Genomic DNA, 15987 nt, shown 5'->3' on the forward strand with positions numbered 1-15987 from the left:
CTGCCTCACATGCCAGGATGGTCACGATGCGTCTACCCACGTTGCGCCGGAACCGGATCGCGGAGCCGGGCAGAGTCCTCGGCACCGCGCGCCTCGATCGCCGGACAAAACGCCTGGTCGGTCGGTTACGCCCCGGCGACATCGCGGTCATCGACCACGTCGACCTGGACCGGGTGGCGGCCGACTCGTTGGTCGCCGTCGGGGTCGGGGCGGTGCTCAACGCCAAGCCCTCGGTCTCGGGCCGCTACCCGAACCTCGGCCCGGAGGTGCTGATCGCCGCCGGCATCCCGCTCCTGGACGACCTGGGGGAGGGCGTCTTCGAGCGGATCCGCGAGGGCGACCAGGTGCGCATCGAGGGCAACACCGTCTTCGCCGGTGACGAGCCGGTGGCGCACGGCAGCCTGCAGGACGCCGAGTCGGTCGCCAAGGCGATGGCCGACGCCCGGGAGGGCCTGTCGGTGCAGTTGGAGGCGTTCGCCGCCAACACCATGGACTACCTGCGCCAGGAACGCGACCTGCTGCTCGACGGCGTGGGCGTACCGGACATCGAGACCCAGATGCAGGGTCGGCACTGCCTGATCGTGGTGCGCGGCTACGACTACAAGGCCGACCTGGACGTGCTGCGCCCGTACATCCGGGAGTTCAAGCCGGTGTTGATCGGCGTCGACGGCGGCGCCGACGCGCTGGTCGAGGCCGGGTACACCCCCGACATGATCATCGGGGACATGGATTCGGTCACCGACGACGTGCTGCGCTGCGGCGCCGAGGTGATCGTGCACGCCTACCCGGACGGGCGGGCGCCCGGCCTGCCCCGGGTCAACGGCCTCGGCGTCCCGGCGGTGACCTTCCCGGCGGCGGCGACCAGCGAGGACCTGGCCATGCTGCTGGCCGACGAGAAGGGCGCCTCGCTGCTGGTCGCGGTCGGCACCCACGCCACGCTGGTCGAGTTCCTGGACAAGGGTCGCGGCGGCATGGCCTCGACGTTCCTGACCCGGCTGAAGGTCGGCGGCAAGCTGGTCGACGCCAAGGGTGTGAGCCGGCTCTACCGGCAGAGCATCTCCGGTTCGTCGCTGCTGCTGCTGGTGCTCTCGGCGATCGCGGCGATGGCCTCCGCGGTGGCCGTTTCCACCGTCGGGAAGGCGTACCTGGGCGTGGTTGCCGAGTGGTGGGACAATTTTGTGTTCCAGCTGTACCGGCTCTTCTAGTTCCCGACCGATCAAGAGGCTGCAAGCGTGATCAATTTCCGCTACCACGTGGTGTCCCTCACCGCGGTCTTCCTGGCTCTGGCGATCGGCCTGGTGGTCGGCACAGCCGCCCTCAACGGCCCGGTCGCCGACTCGCTCAAGGAGCAGGTCACCGGCCTGCGCAAGGACAACCAGCAGTGGCGCCAGACGGTCAACAACATGGAGAAGCAGCTCGGGCTGGAGGAGGAGTTCGCCGAGGAGATGTCCCAGGTCGTCCTGCCGGGCACCCTCACCGGGCGCCGGGTGGTGGTGCTCAGCCTGCCCAACGGCCGCGACCACACCGAGGGCGTGCTCAAGAAGCTCCAGCTCGCCGGGGCCACCATCACCGGCCGGGTCGACCTGCAGGACAAGTTCATCAACCCGGACAACAACTCCAACCTCCTGGAGCTGGCCGTCACCGCCGCCCGGCCGACCGCGCAGACCACCGGCCTGCCGGGCAACGGGCACGGGGTGGAGACCTCCAGCGCGCTGCTGGCCAGCGTCCTGCTGGACCGGGCCCAGGGCACCGCGCCGGTCAGTGACGCGGACCGGCGGGCGGTGCTCGCCGCGTACAACAACGCGGGCTACCTGACCACCGACGACAACAAGGTCACCGGCTCGGCGGAGGCCGTCGTCGTGGTCAGCGGTCAGCCGTACGTCGACAAGGACTCCGAGAAGCGGGACGAGTCGGTCGTCAAGATCGCCGAGCAGTTCGACCGGACCGGGTCGATCGTGGTGGGCGGCAACGGGTCCGTCGACGGCAACCTGGTGGCCGTGGTCCGCGGTGACCCGGTGCTGGCCCAGACCATCTCCACCGTCGACAACGCCAACACCGTGCAGGGCCAGCTGGTCACCAGCCTCGCCCTGGTGCAGCAGCTCACCGAGAAGAAGGCCGGTCAGTACGGCGTCGGCGACAACGCCGCCTCGCTGCTGCCTAGACTGCCCCAGTGAGCGAACGACGTACCACCGTGTCCGAAACCGACGAGGTAGTGGCGTGAGGGCGCTGGGCCGGCTGCTGATCGCCGGAGCCGGAGCCGCCGCCGCCCGGTACGCGCTGCGCGAGGTGCGCAGCTCCCCGGCCGGGCCCGCGCTGGAGCGCACCAACTTCCGCGGCCGGTCGGTGACCCTGGCCGCCGGGCCGGCGCTCACCGCCGGCGCGGCCGCCGCCGGAGCGTTCGGCGCCACCAGCGCCGCCTCCGGCGCAGCCACCCTGGTCGCCGGCCTCGGCGCGGGCGGCGTCGGGCTGTACGACGACGTGGTCGGCGCCCGGCCGGAGCAGAAGGCCGCTAAGGGCTTCGCCGGTCACCTCGCCGCGCTGCGCGAGGGGCGGGTCACCGCCGGGATGGTCAAGGTCGTCGGGGTGGGCGCCGCCGGGCTGGGCGCCGCCGCGCTGCTCGCCGCCGACTCCCGGGTCGCCGCGCACCCGCGCCGACAGCGCCACGGCGCGTTCGGCCGGGGCGTCGACGTGCTGCTGGGCGCCGGGGTGATCGCCGGCACCGCCAACCTGCTCAACCTGCTCGACCTGCGACCCGGCCGGGCCATCAAGTCGGGGCTGCTGCTCGGCGCGCCCCTGACCGGCGGCCCGCACGGCGGGATCGCCGCGGGCGCGGCCGGCGCCGCCGCCGGTCTGCTTCGCGACGACCTAGCCGAGGACGTGATGCTCGGCGACAGCGGCGCGAACGCCCTCGGCGCGGTGCTCGGCGTCGCGCTCGCCGCCCGCAGCGGCCCGCTCGGCCGGGCGGGGCTGCTCGCCGTGCTCGCCGGCCTCACCGCCGCCAGCGAGAAGGTCAGCTTCACGTCGGTGATCCAGCGGACCCCGGGGCTGCGGGAGCTTGACGCACTGGGCCGGCGCGCCGACTGACGTGAGAAGACCGGCACCCCTCGCCGGCGCCGGCCGGCTGGCCGGGGCAGCCGCGCTCATCGCCGTCCTCACCGTGGCCAGCCGGCTCGCCGGCTTCGGCCGCACCGCCGTGTTCACCTGGGTGGTGCAGCAGAGCGACCTCGGCGGCATGTACGTCATCGCGAACACCGTTCCGAACATCGTCTTCGAGATCGTCGCCGGTGGCGCCCTGGCCAGTCTCGTCGTACCGCTGCTGGCCGGCGCGATCGCGGCGGGGGACCGGCGGGCGGTGGCGGCCACCACCGGGGCCCTGCTCACCTGGACGGTGAGCCTGCTGATTCCCCTGGCCGTGCTCGTCGCGGTGTTCGCCGACCCGATCATGTCGCTGATCAGCGAGAACCGGTCCGCGCCGGAACTCGCCGCGGGCGCCCGGATGCTGCGCGTGTTCGCCCCCCAGTTGCCGCTGTACGGGATCGGCATCGTGCTCACCGGCGTGCTTCAGGCGCACCGCCGCTTCGCCTGGCCGGTGATCGCCCCGCTGCTGTCCAGCCTCACCGTCGTCGTCGTCTACCTGGCGTTCGCCGCGACGCAGGGGCGTGCCGCGAGCGTGGCCCAGGTCAGCCGCGGCGGCGAGCTGCTCCTGTCCGCCGGCACCACCCTGGGTGTCGTCGTGCTGTCCCTGTCGCTGCTGATCCCGCTGCGCTGCCTGCGGATACGGCCGCGAGCGGGCTACGCCTTCCCGGCCGACGCACGCGCACGGATAGGCGCACTCGCCACGGCCGGCGCGGTGACGGTGGCGGCCCAGCAGGTCGCGCTCCTGGTGATCCTCAATCGGGTCTCCGGCGGCCCCACCGGCTCCCCGCAGGTGTTCAACCTGGCCCAGGCCATCTTCCTGCTGCCGTGGGCGGTCCTGGCCGTACCGCTGGCGGTGGCCGCCTATCCCACCCTCGCCGCCGCCTCCGCCGCCGGTGACGAGGACGGGTACCGGCAGACCCTCTCCTCGACGGTGCGCGGCGTGCTGCTGTTCAGCTGCCTGGGCGTCGCGGCGCTGGTCGCCACCGCCCAGCCGATCGCCGCCGTGTTCTACCCGCAGAACCCGGCGTCCACCGCGGCGGCCATCACCGGCTTCGCGCCCGGGCTGCTCGGGTACGGGCTCTTCGCGGTGCTGTCCCGCGCGCTGTACGCCCGCGGCGACACCCGGTCGGCGACCGTGGCGATCACGCTGGGCTGGCTGGTGGTTCCGGCCGTGGCGCTGCCGTTGGCGGTCCTGCTCCCCACCGCCGACCGGGTGCTCGCGACCACCGTCGCGAACACGGTGGGCATGTCGGTGCTCGGTGCGCTGCTGCTCGTGGCGGTGTGGCGCGGCGCCGGCCGTGCGGCGTTGGCCGGCGCGACGCGGGCCGGCGTGGCTGGCGGGCTGGCCGCAGTGCTCGCCGCGCTCGCCGGGCTCGGCCTCACCCGGTGGTTCGACACGCCGGGTGACGGCACCCCGACGACGGTGGCGGCACTCGGTCAGGGCATGCTGTCCGGGGTTCTGGTTGGGGCCGTGTTCCTCGTCGTGGTCTGGTTCGTCGACCGGCGGGACGTACGGCCACTGCTCGCCGGGGTGCTGCGGCGCCTGGGCCGGCGGGGGTCGCGGGACCGGGCCGGTACGCCGACCCCGGGTGCGGTTCCCCCGGAGCGGGACGACGGGAAGGAGACGGTGGTCCGGTGAGCGCGACAAGTGAGCCGCCCGTCCTGCCCCCCGGATGGTCGGGCAGCGTTGCGCTGGTGCTCGCCTCCAGCACCGGCGGGGTCGGCCAGCACGTCCGCTCGGTGGCGCGCGGGCTCGTCGCGGCCGGTGCGACCGTGCTGGTGTGCGGGCCGGCGGCGACGCAGGAGCAGTTCGACTTCACCGCGGTCGGCGCGCGGTTCCAGCCGGTGGAGATCCCGGCCAGCCCGACGCCGGCCGACGCCCGCGCCGTGCTCGCGCTGCGGCGGGCGCTCGCCGCCGCCCAGGTCGACGTGGTGCACGCGCACGGCCTGCGCGCCGGGCTCGTCGCCGTGCTGGCCCGTCCGGCCGCCCCGCTGGTCGTCACCTGGCACAACGCGGTGCTCGCCGGCGGTCTGCGCGGCGGGGTGTCCCGGCTCGTCGAGCGGGTGGTGGCCCGGGGTGCCCGGGTGGCGCTCGGCGCCTCCGCGGACCTGGTGCAACGGGCCGCCGCGCTGGGTGCCGCCGACGCCCGCCTCGCCCCGGTCGCCGCGCCGACGCTGCCCGCGCCGCGCCGACGTCCCGCCGCCGTGCGGGCCGAGTTCGGCGTCGTCGCGGGCCAGCCGCTGATCGTCTCGGTCGGCCGGCTGCACCCGCAGAAGCGGTACGACGTGCTGATCGACGCGGCGGCCCGCTGGCGTACCCGCACGCCGCCGCCGGTCGTGGTGATCGCCGGCAGCGGCCCGGCGTACCTGCCGCTGGCCGCGCGCACCTCGGCGGCCCGCGCTCCGGTGACCCTGCTGGGGCACCGCACGGACGTGGCCGACCTGCTCGCCGCCGCCGACCTCGCGGTGGTGACCAGTGACTGGGAGGCCCGGCAGCTGTTCGCCCAGGAGGCGCTGCGGGTCGGCGTACCGCTGGTGGCCACCGCGGTCGGCGGGCTGCCGGAGCTGGTCGGCGACGCCGCCGCGCTGGTCCCCGCCGGCGACGTGGACGCCGTCGACGCGGCGGTCCGCGCGTTGCTCGACGACCCGCAGGCCCGGGCCGAGCTGGGCCGGCGCGGCGCCGAGCGGGCGGAGACGTGGCCCACCGAGGCGGACACCGTGGCCGCGTTGGCGGCCCTCTACGCCGAGCTGGCCGCGGCGCCCTCCGGTGCGGCGACGGCGGACCCCGACGCCCCGAGGACGGGACACCGGTGATGCTGCGCCGACTCGCTCCCGCCCTGTTGACCGTGCTCGTGGTGGTGCTGGGCGTCACCGCGCTGGCCGCGCGCCCGCCGCAGGGCATCCCGCAGCGCACCGCCGACTTCGTGGTGCTCGCCGGGGTCGCCGGCCTGCGCTGGGAGGACGTTGACCCGCAGAGCACCCCGACACTGTGGCGGATGGCGCAGGACGGCTCGATCGGCTCGCTGTCGGTGCGTTCCGCGCACCGGCCCACCTGCCCGGTGGACGGCTGGCTGACCCTGGGCGCGGGCAGCTTCGCCGGGTGGAACGGCAGCCGGCAGGCCGGCGCCTGCCCGCCGGGCGGGGTGGCCGTGGAGCAGCCGGACGGCATCGGCGCGAACCTGCCCGACCAGGAGAGCGTGGTCCAGTACAACCAGCAGCAGCTGCCCTGGGGCACCATGCCCGGGTCGCTGTCGGAGTCGGTGCGCTGCTCGGTCGCGGTCGGTCCGGGTGCTGCCGTGGCCGCCGCCCGACCGTTCGGCCGCGTCGACCGGTACGCCTCGGGTCTGCCGGCCGATCCGCGCCCGCTGCTCGGCTCGTGCGTGCTGAGCATCGTCGACCTCGGCACGGTCGACGGGACCGACCCGGCGGCGCGCGCCGTGGCGGCCCGCGCGGCGGACGCCCAGCTGGCCCGGGTGCTGGCCGCCCGGCCGCCGCGGTCGCTGGTGCTGGTCGCCGGGATCTCCGACACCGCCCAGCCGTCCCGACTGCACGTGGCGGTCGCCGACGGGCCGGGCTGGGAGCGGGGTTGGCTCACCTCGGCCAGCACCGGCCGCGACGGATACCTGCAACTTGTCGACCTCGCGCCGACCGCGCTGGCCGCGCTGGGCCGGCCGATGCCGGACCGGCTCTTCCTCGGCCGGCCGGCGCTGAGCACCGGCGGCCGCCCGGCCGACCTGGCCGAGGCGATCACCGCGCCGGCCGACGCGGACCGGGAGGCGGCCGCGCAGCGCAGCGTCTCCGGCTGGTTCTTCACCCTGCTCGCCGGGTTGCAGGTGCTGCTGGCCCTGGCGGTGTTGCCGCTGCTGCGTCGGGCCCGCCCGCACGCCGGGCCGGCCGGGCCCACACCGGCGCCCGCGCGGGTCGTGGCGGTGGTCGAGCTGCTGCTGGTGGCCGCGGCGTTGACCGTGCCGGCCGCGCTGCTCGCCGACGCGGTGCCCTGGTGGCGCGGCGGGCACCCGGGTTGGATCTTCGCCGGGGTCACCGCGCTGCTGGTGGCCGCCGGCACCGCGGCGGTCCGGTTCGTCCCCGGGTACGCCGGCACCCTCGGCCCGTTCGGCGCGGTGGCCGGCCTCACCGCCCTCGTCGTCGGGCTGGACGTGCTCACCGGGGCCCGGCTCCAGCTCAACGGCGTGGTCGGCTACTCCGCGTTGCAGGGTGGCCGGTACTCCGGCCTGAGCACGGTCGGGTTGGGGGTGTTCCTGGCCGGCGCGCTGCTGAGCGCGGGCTGGCTCGCCCAGCGGGTGCACCGCACGTGGCGGCCGGCGGTGATGGTGGCCGTCGGCGGTCTGGCCGTCGTGGTGGTCGGCAGCCCGTACCTGGGCGCCGACCCGGTCGGCGCGATCGCGCTGACCGCCGGGCTGAGCGTGGCCGCCGCGATCAGCGCCGGCGGTTGGCTGACGATCAGCAGGCTGGCCTGGGCCACCATGGCCGCCCTGGCGGTCGGTATCGGCTTCGCGGTGGTGGACCTGCGCCGTGCGCCGGCGGAGCGGGGCAGCCTGGGCCGGTTCCTGTCCGCCGTGGGCGACGGCACCGGCGGGTTCACCGTGCACCGGTCCAGCACCGCGAACTTCGAGACGCTGGTCAACAGCCCGCTGACCGTGCTGGCCCTGGCCGGCGCCCTGCTGGTGTGGTTCGCCCTGTTGCAGCCGTGGGGCGGGCTGACGCGCCTGTTCGGCATCTACCCGTCCGTGCGGGCCGCGCTGGCCGGCACCGCGGTCGCCGCGGTGCTCGGCGGCGTGCTCGACGGTGCGGCGCTGGACGTCGCCGGCGCCGCCGCCGCGGTGGTGGTGCCGATGGCCGCGCTGGCCTCGCTGCGGGTGCTCGGGCACGCCGCGGACCGTACCCGCCCGGTCGGGGTGCGCACCCGCGACGACGCCGCGGACGACGATTCCGGTTTCGGCGGCAGCGGGCCGGCCGGTGGGGGTGACGGCCCGACCGGCGGTGGTGGGCCGCTGGGCGCGGTGCATCCCCGCCCGATCAGCGGTCCGCCCGCAATGGTCGGGCGGACCCCGAACCCGGCCACGCCGGCGGACCGGGAGCCCGCCGACCCGGCGGAGCCGAAGCTGGACGGCCCTGCCGCGCCGGAGCCGACGCCGGACGCCCCGTCGGCGGAGGCGGCGCAGACGGCGCAGGCGGCGCCGGCGCAAGGACCGGTCGACCCGTCGGACACCGCGCCGACGGTGGCGCGACCGCCCCGGCAGATCACCCGATCATCGACCGAGGTTGCCGCTCCCTGAGCGCCGGGACGCCGTCGTGGCGCCCCCGCGCGGTGCCACCCCGGGTGCGGCCTGCGAGTACCCGTCCGGGAGGTGTTACCGTGGAATCCCGTGGATCGCGTGATCACTTTGCTGATCAAGCACGGCGGTCTGCATGACCGCGACAGACGACACGGGAGCAGGCCTTGGCCCCATCAGCACGGACGACCAGGCACATTTTCGTCACCGGGGGCGTCGCCTCCTCGCTGGGTAAGGGCCTCACCGCCTCCAGCCTCGGCAACCTGTTGACCGCGCGCGGGCTGCGCGTCGTGATGCAGAAGCTCGACCCCTACCTCAACGTCGACCCGGGGACGATGAACCCGTTCCAGCACGGCGAGGTCTTCGTCACCGAGGACGGCGCCGAGACCGACCTCGACGTCGGGCACTACGAGCGTTTCCTGGACCGGGCGTTGTCCGGCAAGGCGAACGTCACCACGGGCCAGATCTACTCCGACGTGATCGCCAAGGAGCGGCGCGGCGAGTACCTGGGCGACACCGTCCAGGTCATCCCGCACATCACCAACGAGATCAAGTCCCGGATCCTGGCGATGGGCGAGCCGGACGACGACGGCCACGTCCCCGACGTGGTGATCACCGAGGTCGGCGGCACGGTCGGCGACATCGAGTCGCTGCCGTTCCTGGAGGCGATCCGCCAGGTGCGCCACGACCTGGGTCGGGACAACTGCTTTTACCTGCACGTCTCGCTGGTGCCCTACCTCGCGCCGTCGGGCGAGCTGAAGACCAAGCCGACCCAGCACTCGGTGGCGCAGTTGCGCAACATCGGTATCCAGCCGGACGCCATCGTGCTGCGCTGCGACCGGGAGATCCCGGAGAAGCTCAAGGAGAAGCTGTCGCTCTACTGCGACGTGGACGCCGAGGCGGTCGTCGCCGCGCCGGACGCGCCGAGCATCTACGACATCCCGAAGGTGCTGCACCGTGAGGGGCTGGACGCGTACGTGGTGCGCCGGCTCGGGCTCTCCTTCCGGGACGTGGACTGGACCAGCTGGGACGACCTGCTCGAGCGGGTGCACCGACCCCGGCACACGGTCACCGTCGCGGTGGTCGGCAAGTACGTCGACCTGCCGGACGCGTACCTGTCGGTGAGCGAGGCGATCCGGGCGGCCGGGTTCGGCCACCGGGCCCGGGTGCAGCTGCGCTGGGTGCCCAGCGACGAGTGCGTCACCCCGGCCGGCGCCGCCGCGGCCCTGGCCGGCGTGGACGGCATCCTCATCCCCGGCGGTTTCGGGGTGCGCGGCATCGAGGGCAAGATCGGCACCGCCCGGTACGCCCGCGAGAACGGCATCCCGCTGCTCGGCCTCTGCCTCGGCCTGCAGTGCATGACCATCGACGTGGCCCGGCACCTGGCCGGCCTGGACGGCGCCAACTCGCTGGAGTTCGACGAGCAGGCCGCGCACCCGGTCATCGCCACGATGGCCGACCAGGAGGACATCGTCGCGGGCAAGGGCGACCTGGGCGGCACCATGCGGCTCGGGGCGTACCCGGCGACGCTGACCGAGGGCTCGATCGTCGCCGAGGCGTACGGCAGCACCGACATCAGTGAGCGGCACCGGCACCGCTACGAGGTGAACAACGCCTACCGCGACGCGCTGACCAAGGCGGGTCTGCACATCTCCGGGACCTCACCGGACGGCCGGCTGGTCGAGTTCATCGAGCTGGACCGGGGCCTGCACCCGTACTTCGTGGCGACCCAGGCGCACCCGGAGTTGAAGAGCCGCCCCACCCGCCCGCACCCGCTGTTCGCCTCGTTCGTCAAGGCCGCCGTGACGTACTCGCAGGCCGACCAGCTGCCGGTCGACCTGGACGCGGCGACGGAGGCCCCGACGACGCGCCGGGCGGCCCGCAACGGCGCGGCGACGAAGGCGTCGTCCGCGTCGTGAGCGAGCGCAGCGAGCTAGCCAACGGGCACAGCAGCGCGGCGCGAAGCGCCGTCGAGCACCGCTACGAGGTGCGCTCGCGCGAGGAGCGTTACCGGGGCCGGATCTTCACCGTGGTCAGCGAGGAGGTCACCATGCCCGGCGGCGGGACCGCCGCGCGTGACCTCGTGCGGCACGTCGGGGCGGTGGCCGTGGTGGCGCTCGACGACGTCGGCCAGGTGGTGCTGATCCGGCAGTACCGGCATCCGGTCGGCCGGCACCTGTGGGAGCTGCCGGCCGGGCTCATGGACGTCTCCGGCGAGGAGTTGCCGGCGGCCGCGCTGCGGGAGTTGGCCGAGGAGGCCGACCTCACCGCCGGGCGGATCGACGTGCTGGTCGACCTGCACAGCTCGCCCGGTTTCACCAACGAGCTGGTCCGGGTGTACCTGGCGCGGGACCTGGCCGACGTGCCGGCCGGTGAGCGCCACGACCGCCGGGACGAGGAGGCCGACCTGCAGGTCGTCCGGATCGACCTGGACGAGGCCGTCGGCATGGTCCTGGCCGGCGAGATCACCAACGCATCCGCGGTGGCCGGTCTGCTGGCCGCGGCCCGCGCCCGGGACACCGGCTGGTCGGTGCTGCGCCCCGCGGACGCACCGCTGCCGCGCTGAGCGCCGGGCCCGCACCGGGGCACCAGCGAGGGGTACGTGCGAAGGGGCCCCGCGGCATGCGTGCCGCGGGGCCCCTTGTCGTCCGTCCGGTGGGTCAGTCGCGCAGCGGCCGGCCCTGCGCGTCCGTGCCGCCGTTCACCAGGATGAGGATGCCGTCGATGAGGCCCCAGATGCTGCCGAGGCCCAAGGTGCACACGCTCACGACGAGCTGCAGCACACCGATCTTGATGTCGCCGATGTAGAACCGGCCGGCGCCGAAGAAACCGAGCAGGATGCCGAGGACGCCCGCGACGACCTTGCTCTTGTCGGAGACGCCCTGGGGGTACCCCGGCTGGTATGGAGGAGTGGTCATGGGCCGACACACTAGTGATCCACTCGCCCGCTGTAAGCAGCAGGATCCACCAGATGGGACGATAATGGCGGAACACTGTCCTGACGGCTGAGGTTGCCCCCACCGCCGAGCCGGATTCGATGCCCTGACACTCCGTCAGGTCACCCCGGCACCGGATGCCACTGTGCTGGCACGCGGCGGGGCCGGGCGCGCCTAGACTGCCGCCGGCGGGACCGGTGGACCGCGGTGGCAATGGGGCCGTCGCGGCACCGAGCAGTCGGGGGAGAGCAGCCCCGAAGAGAGGTGTCTGCATCGTGAAGGTCGGAATCCCACGCGAGGTCAAGAACCACGAGTACCGCGTGGCGATCACGCCGGCGGGCGTCAACGAGTTCACCCGCAGCGGTCACCAGGTCTTCGTCGAGTCCGGCGCCGGGGTCGGCTCCAGCATCAGCGACGAGGAGTTCGCCGCGGCGGGCGCCACGATCCTGCCCACCGCCGACGAGGTGTGGGACACCGCCGAGCTGGTGCTCAAGGTCAAGGAGCCGATCGCCGAGGAGTACCACCGGATGCGTGAGGGGCAGGTGCTCTTCACCTACCTGCACCTGGCTGCCTCCAAGGAGTGCACCGACGCGCTGATCGACCGCAAGGTCACCGGCATCGCGTACGAGACCGTCGAGCTGCCGGACCGGTCGTTGCCGCTGCTCGCCCCGATGTCCGAGGTGGCCGGCCGGCTCGCCCCGCAGGTGGGCGCCTTCTACATGATGCGTACCGGCGGTGGGCGCGGCGTGCTGCCCGGCGGCGTCTCCGGCGTGTACGCGGCCAAGACCGTGGTCATCGGCGCCGGCGTCTCCGGCATGAACGCCGCCGCGATCGCGCTGGGCCTGCAGTCCGAGGTGCTGCTGCTGGACAAGAACGTCGCCCGGCTGCGCCAGGCCGACGCCATCTACCGGGGCCACCTGCAGACCGTCGCCTCCAACGCGTTCGAGGTCGAGCGGGCCGTGCTCGACGCCGACCTGGTCATCGGCGCGGTGCTGGTGCCCGGCGCCAAGGCGCCGACCCTGATCTCCAACGAGCTGGTCTCCCGGATGAAGCCGGGCAGCGTGCTCGTCGACATCGCGATCGACCAGGGCGGCTGCTTCGAGGACTCGCGCCCCACCACGCACGCCGACCCGGTCTACAAGGTCCACGAGTCGATCTTCTACTGCGTGGCGAACATGCCCGGCGCGGTGCCGAACACCAGCACCTACGCGCTGACCAACGTCACCCTGCCGTACGCCCTGGAGCTGGCCAACCAGGGCTGGCGCGAGGCGCTGCGCCGCGACCCGGCGCTGGCGCTGGGCCTGAACACCCACGACGGGCGGGTCACCTACGGCCCGGTCGCCGAGTCGCACGGCATGGACGTGCTCCCGCTGGCCGACGTGCTCGCCTGAGCGGTGGCGGGCTGACCGGCATCGCGGACGGGGCCGGCGCGGGCGAGCAGCCCGCTCCGGCCCTGCGCCGTGCCGTCCGCGGCTATCTCGACCACCTCACCGTCGAGCGGGGCCTGTCCGCGAACACCCTCGCCTCGTACCGCCGGGACCTGGACCGCTACCTCACGACCCTGACGGACGCCGGCATCGCCGACCTCGCGTCGGTCGGCGCCGGCGTCGTCGAATCACACCTGGCCCGGCTGCGCGCCGGCGACGACGCGCACCCGCCACTGGCGGTCTCCTCCGCCGCCCGCGCGGCCAGCGCCGTGCGCGGCCTGCACCGCTTCGCGCTGCGCGAGGGGCTGGCCGGCGCCGACCCCAGCCGCGACGTGCGCCCACCCACCCCGCCGCGCCGGCTGCCCCGCGCGCTGCCGGTCCACGACGTGGTCCGGCTGCTGGAGACCGCCGGCCCGGTCACCGCCACCGGCGAGGGCGCGCCGCTCGCGCTACGCGACCGGGCGCTGCTGGAATTCCTGTACGGCACCGGAGCGCGGATCTCCGAGGCGGTCGGCGCCGCCGTGGACGACCTCGACGCCGACGAGGGCACCGTGCTGCTACGCGGCAAGGGCGGCCGGGTGCGGCTGGTGCCGATGGGCGGGTACGCCGTCGAGGCGGTGCGCGCCTACCTGGTCCGGGCCCGGCCCGGGCTCGCCTCGGCCGGCCGGGGCACCCCGGCGGTCTTCCTCAACGCCCGCGGCGGCGCGCTGACCCGCCAGGGCGCCTGGGCCATCCTGCGCCGCGCCGCCGGCCGGGCCGGGCTACCGGTCGACGGGCCCGCCGCGGTGTCCCCGCACACCCTGCGCCACTCGTACGCCACCCACCTGCTCGACGGCGGCGCCGACGTGCGGGTGGTCCAGGAGTTGCTCGGGCACGCGTCGGTGACGACCACCCAGGTCTACACCCTGGTGACCGTCGAGCGGCTGCGCGAGGTGTACGCCACCGCCCACCCGCGCGCCCGGGGCTGAGCCCGGTCGCGGTCGGTCCCGACACGCCGGGCCGGTGCCGAACCCCCTGCTGGTCGGTGGCGTACAGTCGGCATCGGCGCGGACCTCCTGGGGCGACACGACCGGGGTGCGCAGCGGCGCCGCGAAGGACGTCGGACGGCTCCGACGCCGGGTGGGGTCGTCGGGAGGGGGCAACGAGCACATGGCTGGCAACGGTGACCGTGCCGAGACCTGGACGTCGGAGCTCCGCGAGCAGCAGGCCACGCTCGGCGCGGACCTGGGTCCAGCGGACCCGGCGGCCTACACGATGCGCAAGCCCATCCCCGAGCCGATGCCCACCGATCGGCACGGCCCGGCGCGCATCATCGCGATGGCCAACCAGAAGGGCGGCGTCGGCAAGACCACCACCACCATCAACCTGGGCGCCGCGCTGGCCGAGTACGGCCGCAAGGTGCTGCTGGTCGACTTCGACCCGCAGGGCGCGCTGTCGGTGGGGCTGGGGGTCAACCCGCACAACCTCGACCTGTCCGTCTACAACCTGCTCATGCAGGACGACGTGATCGCCGAGGACGTGCTGATCAAGACCGACGTGGCGGGCCTGCACCTGCTGCCGGCCAACATCGACCTCTCCGCCGCCGAGATCCAGCTGGTCAACGAGGTCGCCCGGGAGATGGCCCTGGCCCGGGTGCTGCGCACGGTCCGCAAGGAGTACGACTACATCCTGATCGACTGCCAGCCGTCGCTCGGCCTGCTGGCGATCAACGCGCTGACCGTCGCGCACGGTGTGCTCATCCCGCTCGAGTGCGAGTTCTTCAGCCTGCGCGGCGTGGCGCTGCTGCTCGACACCATCGACAAGGTGCGCGAGCGGCTCAACTTCGACCTGGAGCTCGAGGGCATCCTCGCGACCATGTACGACAGCCGCACCACGCACTGCCGGCAGGTGTTGCAGCGGGTCGTCGAGGCGTTCGGCGACAAGGTCTACCAGACGGTCATCACCAAGACGGTGAAGTTCCCCGAGTCCACCGTGGCCGGTGCCCCGATCACCACCCTGGACCCGGCGTCCTCCGGGGCGCGCAACTACCGCCAACTGGCCCGTGAGGTGATCGCCGCCCAGTCGGAGCGGTAGCCGGAACGCCCCGTGCCCACCTCGTGGACTACGGTCGTCCGGTGACCGCGCCACCCCTCGACCCGCCGGCCGGGCCGCACGAGGCCACCGCCCCGGCGGTCGCCGCCGAGCTGGCCGCCGAGGTCGACGGCGTGCTGCCCACCACCGAGGCTCCCGAGGCCTCCGGCTTCACCGTGCGGCTGGCGAACTTCACCGGCCCGTTCGACCTGCTGCTGCAACTCATCGGCAAGCACAAACTCGACGTCACCGAGGTGGCCCTGCACAAGGTCACCGACGAGTTCATCGCCTACATCCGCGCCATGGGCGACAAGTGGGACCTCGACGAGGCCAGCGAGTTCCTGCTGATCGCCGCGACCCTGCTCGACCTGAAGGCGGCCCGGCTGCTGCCCGCCGCCGACGTGGAGGACGAGGCGGACCTCGCCCTGCTGGAAGCTCGGGACCTGCTCTTCGCCCGGCTGTTGCAGTACAAGGCGTACAAGGAGGCGGCGGCGCACATCGCCGAACTGGAGGCGGTCGGCGGTCGGCGCTATCCGCGGGCGGTCAGCCTGGAGCCCCGCTACGCCGAGGCGCTGCCCGACCTGGTGCTCGGCATCGGCCCGCAGCGCCTGTTGAAGCTGGCCGTGAAGGCGATGACCCCGAAGCCCGTGCCGGAGGTGTCCATCGCCCACGTGCACATGGTCCGGGTCAGCGTCCGGGAGCACGCGGCGATCCTCGCCACCCGGCTGCGCCGGGCCGGTACCGCCACCTTCTCGCTGCTCTGCGCCGACTGCGAGGCCACCCTGGAGGTGGTGGCCCGGTTCCTCGCGCTGCTGGAGCTGTACCGGGAGGGTCTGGTGGCCTTCGTGCAGGAGCAGGCTCTGGAGGAGCTGACCGTGCGCTGGACCGGCCCGACCGACGGCGACACCGAGCTGCACGTCGACGAGTACGCCGGCACCCCGACCGACCCGGAGCCGACGGGCGCGCCGGCGGAGCGGGCCGACCCGGAGCCGGCCGGGCTGGAGCCGGCCGGGCTGGAGCCGGCCGGGCTGGAGCCGGCCGGGCTGGAGCCGGCGGGACCGGGGCCGGCGGGCACGGCGGAGCCGGAGCCGGGGCATGTGGCCGACGTGGAGCCGGCGGGTG

The 15987-nt window shown here is 74.3% G+C and carries 13 protein-coding genes; 12 read left to right on the forward strand and 1 reads right to left on the reverse strand.

Features of this window, described 5'->3' with window-relative positions:
• Nucleotides 1-26: 26 nt before the first annotated feature.
• From steA to EAD89_RS23530, 8 genes are all read left to right on the forward strand, one after another.
• Complete coding sequence (gene steA / locus EAD89_RS23495) at nucleotides 27-1205, forward strand: putative cytokinetic ring protein SteA (protein ID WP_121656374.1); 1179 nt, start codon at nucleotides 27-29, stop codon at nucleotides 1203-1205.
• A gap of 27 nt (nucleotides 1206-1232) precedes the next feature.
• Entirely contained in the window at nucleotides 1233-2174 is a 942-nt protein-coding gene (locus tag EAD89_RS23500; RefSeq protein ID WP_121656369.1) for a copper transporter, read from the forward strand.
• A 43-nt stretch (nucleotides 2175-2217) separates the two neighbouring features.
• Entirely contained in the window at nucleotides 2218-3084 is an 867-nt protein-coding gene (locus EAD89_RS23505; RefSeq protein WP_121677236.1) for a hypothetical protein, read from the forward strand.
• Nucleotide 3085: 1 nt separating this feature from the next.
• Entirely contained in the window at nucleotides 3086-4777 is a 1692-nt protein-coding gene (gene murJ, locus EAD89_RS23510; protein WP_121677237.1) for a murein biosynthesis integral membrane protein MurJ, read from the forward strand.
• A 23-nt stretch (nucleotides 4778-4800) separates the two neighbouring features.
• The gene (locus EAD89_RS23515; protein ID WP_121677244.1) at nucleotides 4801-5952 is read left to right on the forward strand and encodes a glycosyltransferase family 4 protein; all 1152 of its coding nucleotides are present in this window, start codon (nucleotides 4801-4803) and stop codon (nucleotides 5950-5952) included.
• The gene (locus EAD89_RS23520; RefSeq protein WP_233579025.1) at nucleotides 5952-8435 is read left to right on the forward strand and encodes a hypothetical protein; all 2484 of its coding nucleotides are present in this window, start codon (nucleotides 5952-5954) and stop codon (nucleotides 8433-8435) included. Before EAD89_RS23515 ends, EAD89_RS23520 begins: the two co-directional genes overlap by 1 nt.
• A gap of 164 nt (nucleotides 8436-8599) precedes the next feature.
• Nucleotides 8600-10351, forward strand: coding sequence for a CTP synthase (locus EAD89_RS23525; protein WP_121677238.1), 1752 nt, complete (start codon nucleotides 8600-8602; stop codon nucleotides 10349-10351).
• Nucleotides 10348-10998: an NUDIX hydrolase gene (locus tag EAD89_RS23530; protein WP_121677239.1), complete on the forward strand. Its 651-nt coding sequence runs from the start codon at nucleotides 10348-10350 to the stop codon at nucleotides 10996-10998. The genes EAD89_RS23525 and EAD89_RS23530 overlap by 4 nt, the downstream gene beginning before the upstream one ends.
• A 94-nt stretch (nucleotides 10999-11092) precedes the next feature.
• Here the strand turns inward: EAD89_RS23530 and EAD89_RS23535 are convergent, their stop codons facing one another.
• Nucleotides 11093-11416, reverse strand: coding sequence for a TM2 domain-containing protein (locus tag EAD89_RS23535; protein WP_368666377.1), 324 nt, complete (start codon nucleotides 11414-11416; stop codon nucleotides 11093-11095).
• Between the two features lie 227 nt (nucleotides 11417-11643).
• Between EAD89_RS23535 and ald the strand changes: the two genes are divergently transcribed.
• From ald to EAD89_RS23555, 4 genes are all read left to right on the forward strand, one after another.
• Nucleotides 11644-12759: an alanine dehydrogenase gene (gene ald, locus EAD89_RS23540; RefSeq protein WP_121677241.1), complete on the forward strand. Its 1116-nt coding sequence runs from the start codon at nucleotides 11644-11646 to the stop codon at nucleotides 12757-12759.
• A 20-nt stretch (nucleotides 12760-12779) separates the two neighbouring features.
• Nucleotides 12780-13763 (forward strand): site-specific tyrosine recombinase XerD, encoded by a 984-nt coding sequence (locus tag EAD89_RS23545; protein ID WP_121677245.1) that lies wholly within the window; start codon nucleotides 12780-12782, stop codon nucleotides 13761-13763.
• A gap of 181 nt (nucleotides 13764-13944) precedes the next feature.
• A complete protein-coding gene (locus EAD89_RS23550) occupies nucleotides 13945-14868 on the forward strand; it encodes a ParA family protein (RefSeq protein ID WP_121652136.1) in 924 nt (307 codons plus the stop codon).
• Nucleotides 14869-14909: 41 nt separating this feature from the next.
• Nucleotides 14910-15987: segregation/condensation protein A (locus EAD89_RS23555; protein WP_199733607.1), on the forward strand; the 1078-nt coding region annotated here is incomplete at its 3' end.

The sequence above is a fragment of the Micromonospora sp. BL4 genome, from assembly GCF_003667505.1.
Classification (GTDB): domain Bacteria; phylum Actinomycetota; class Actinomycetes; order Mycobacteriales; family Micromonosporaceae; genus Micromonospora.

What these genes read in the sequence shown, in the direction of transcription:
- steA (WP_121656374.1), top strand. Translation starts at nt 27, where the DNA reads ATGCGTCTACCCACGTTGCGCCGGAACCGGATCGCGGAGCCGGGCAGA.
- EAD89_RS23520 (WP_233579025.1), top strand. Translation starts at nt 5,952, where the DNA reads ATGCTGCGCCGACTCGCTCCCGCCCTGTTGACCGTGCTCGTGGTGGTG.
- EAD89_RS23550 (WP_121652136.1), top strand. Translation starts at nt 13,945, where the DNA reads ATGGCTGGCAACGGTGACCGTGCCGAGACCTGGACGTCGGAGCTCCGC.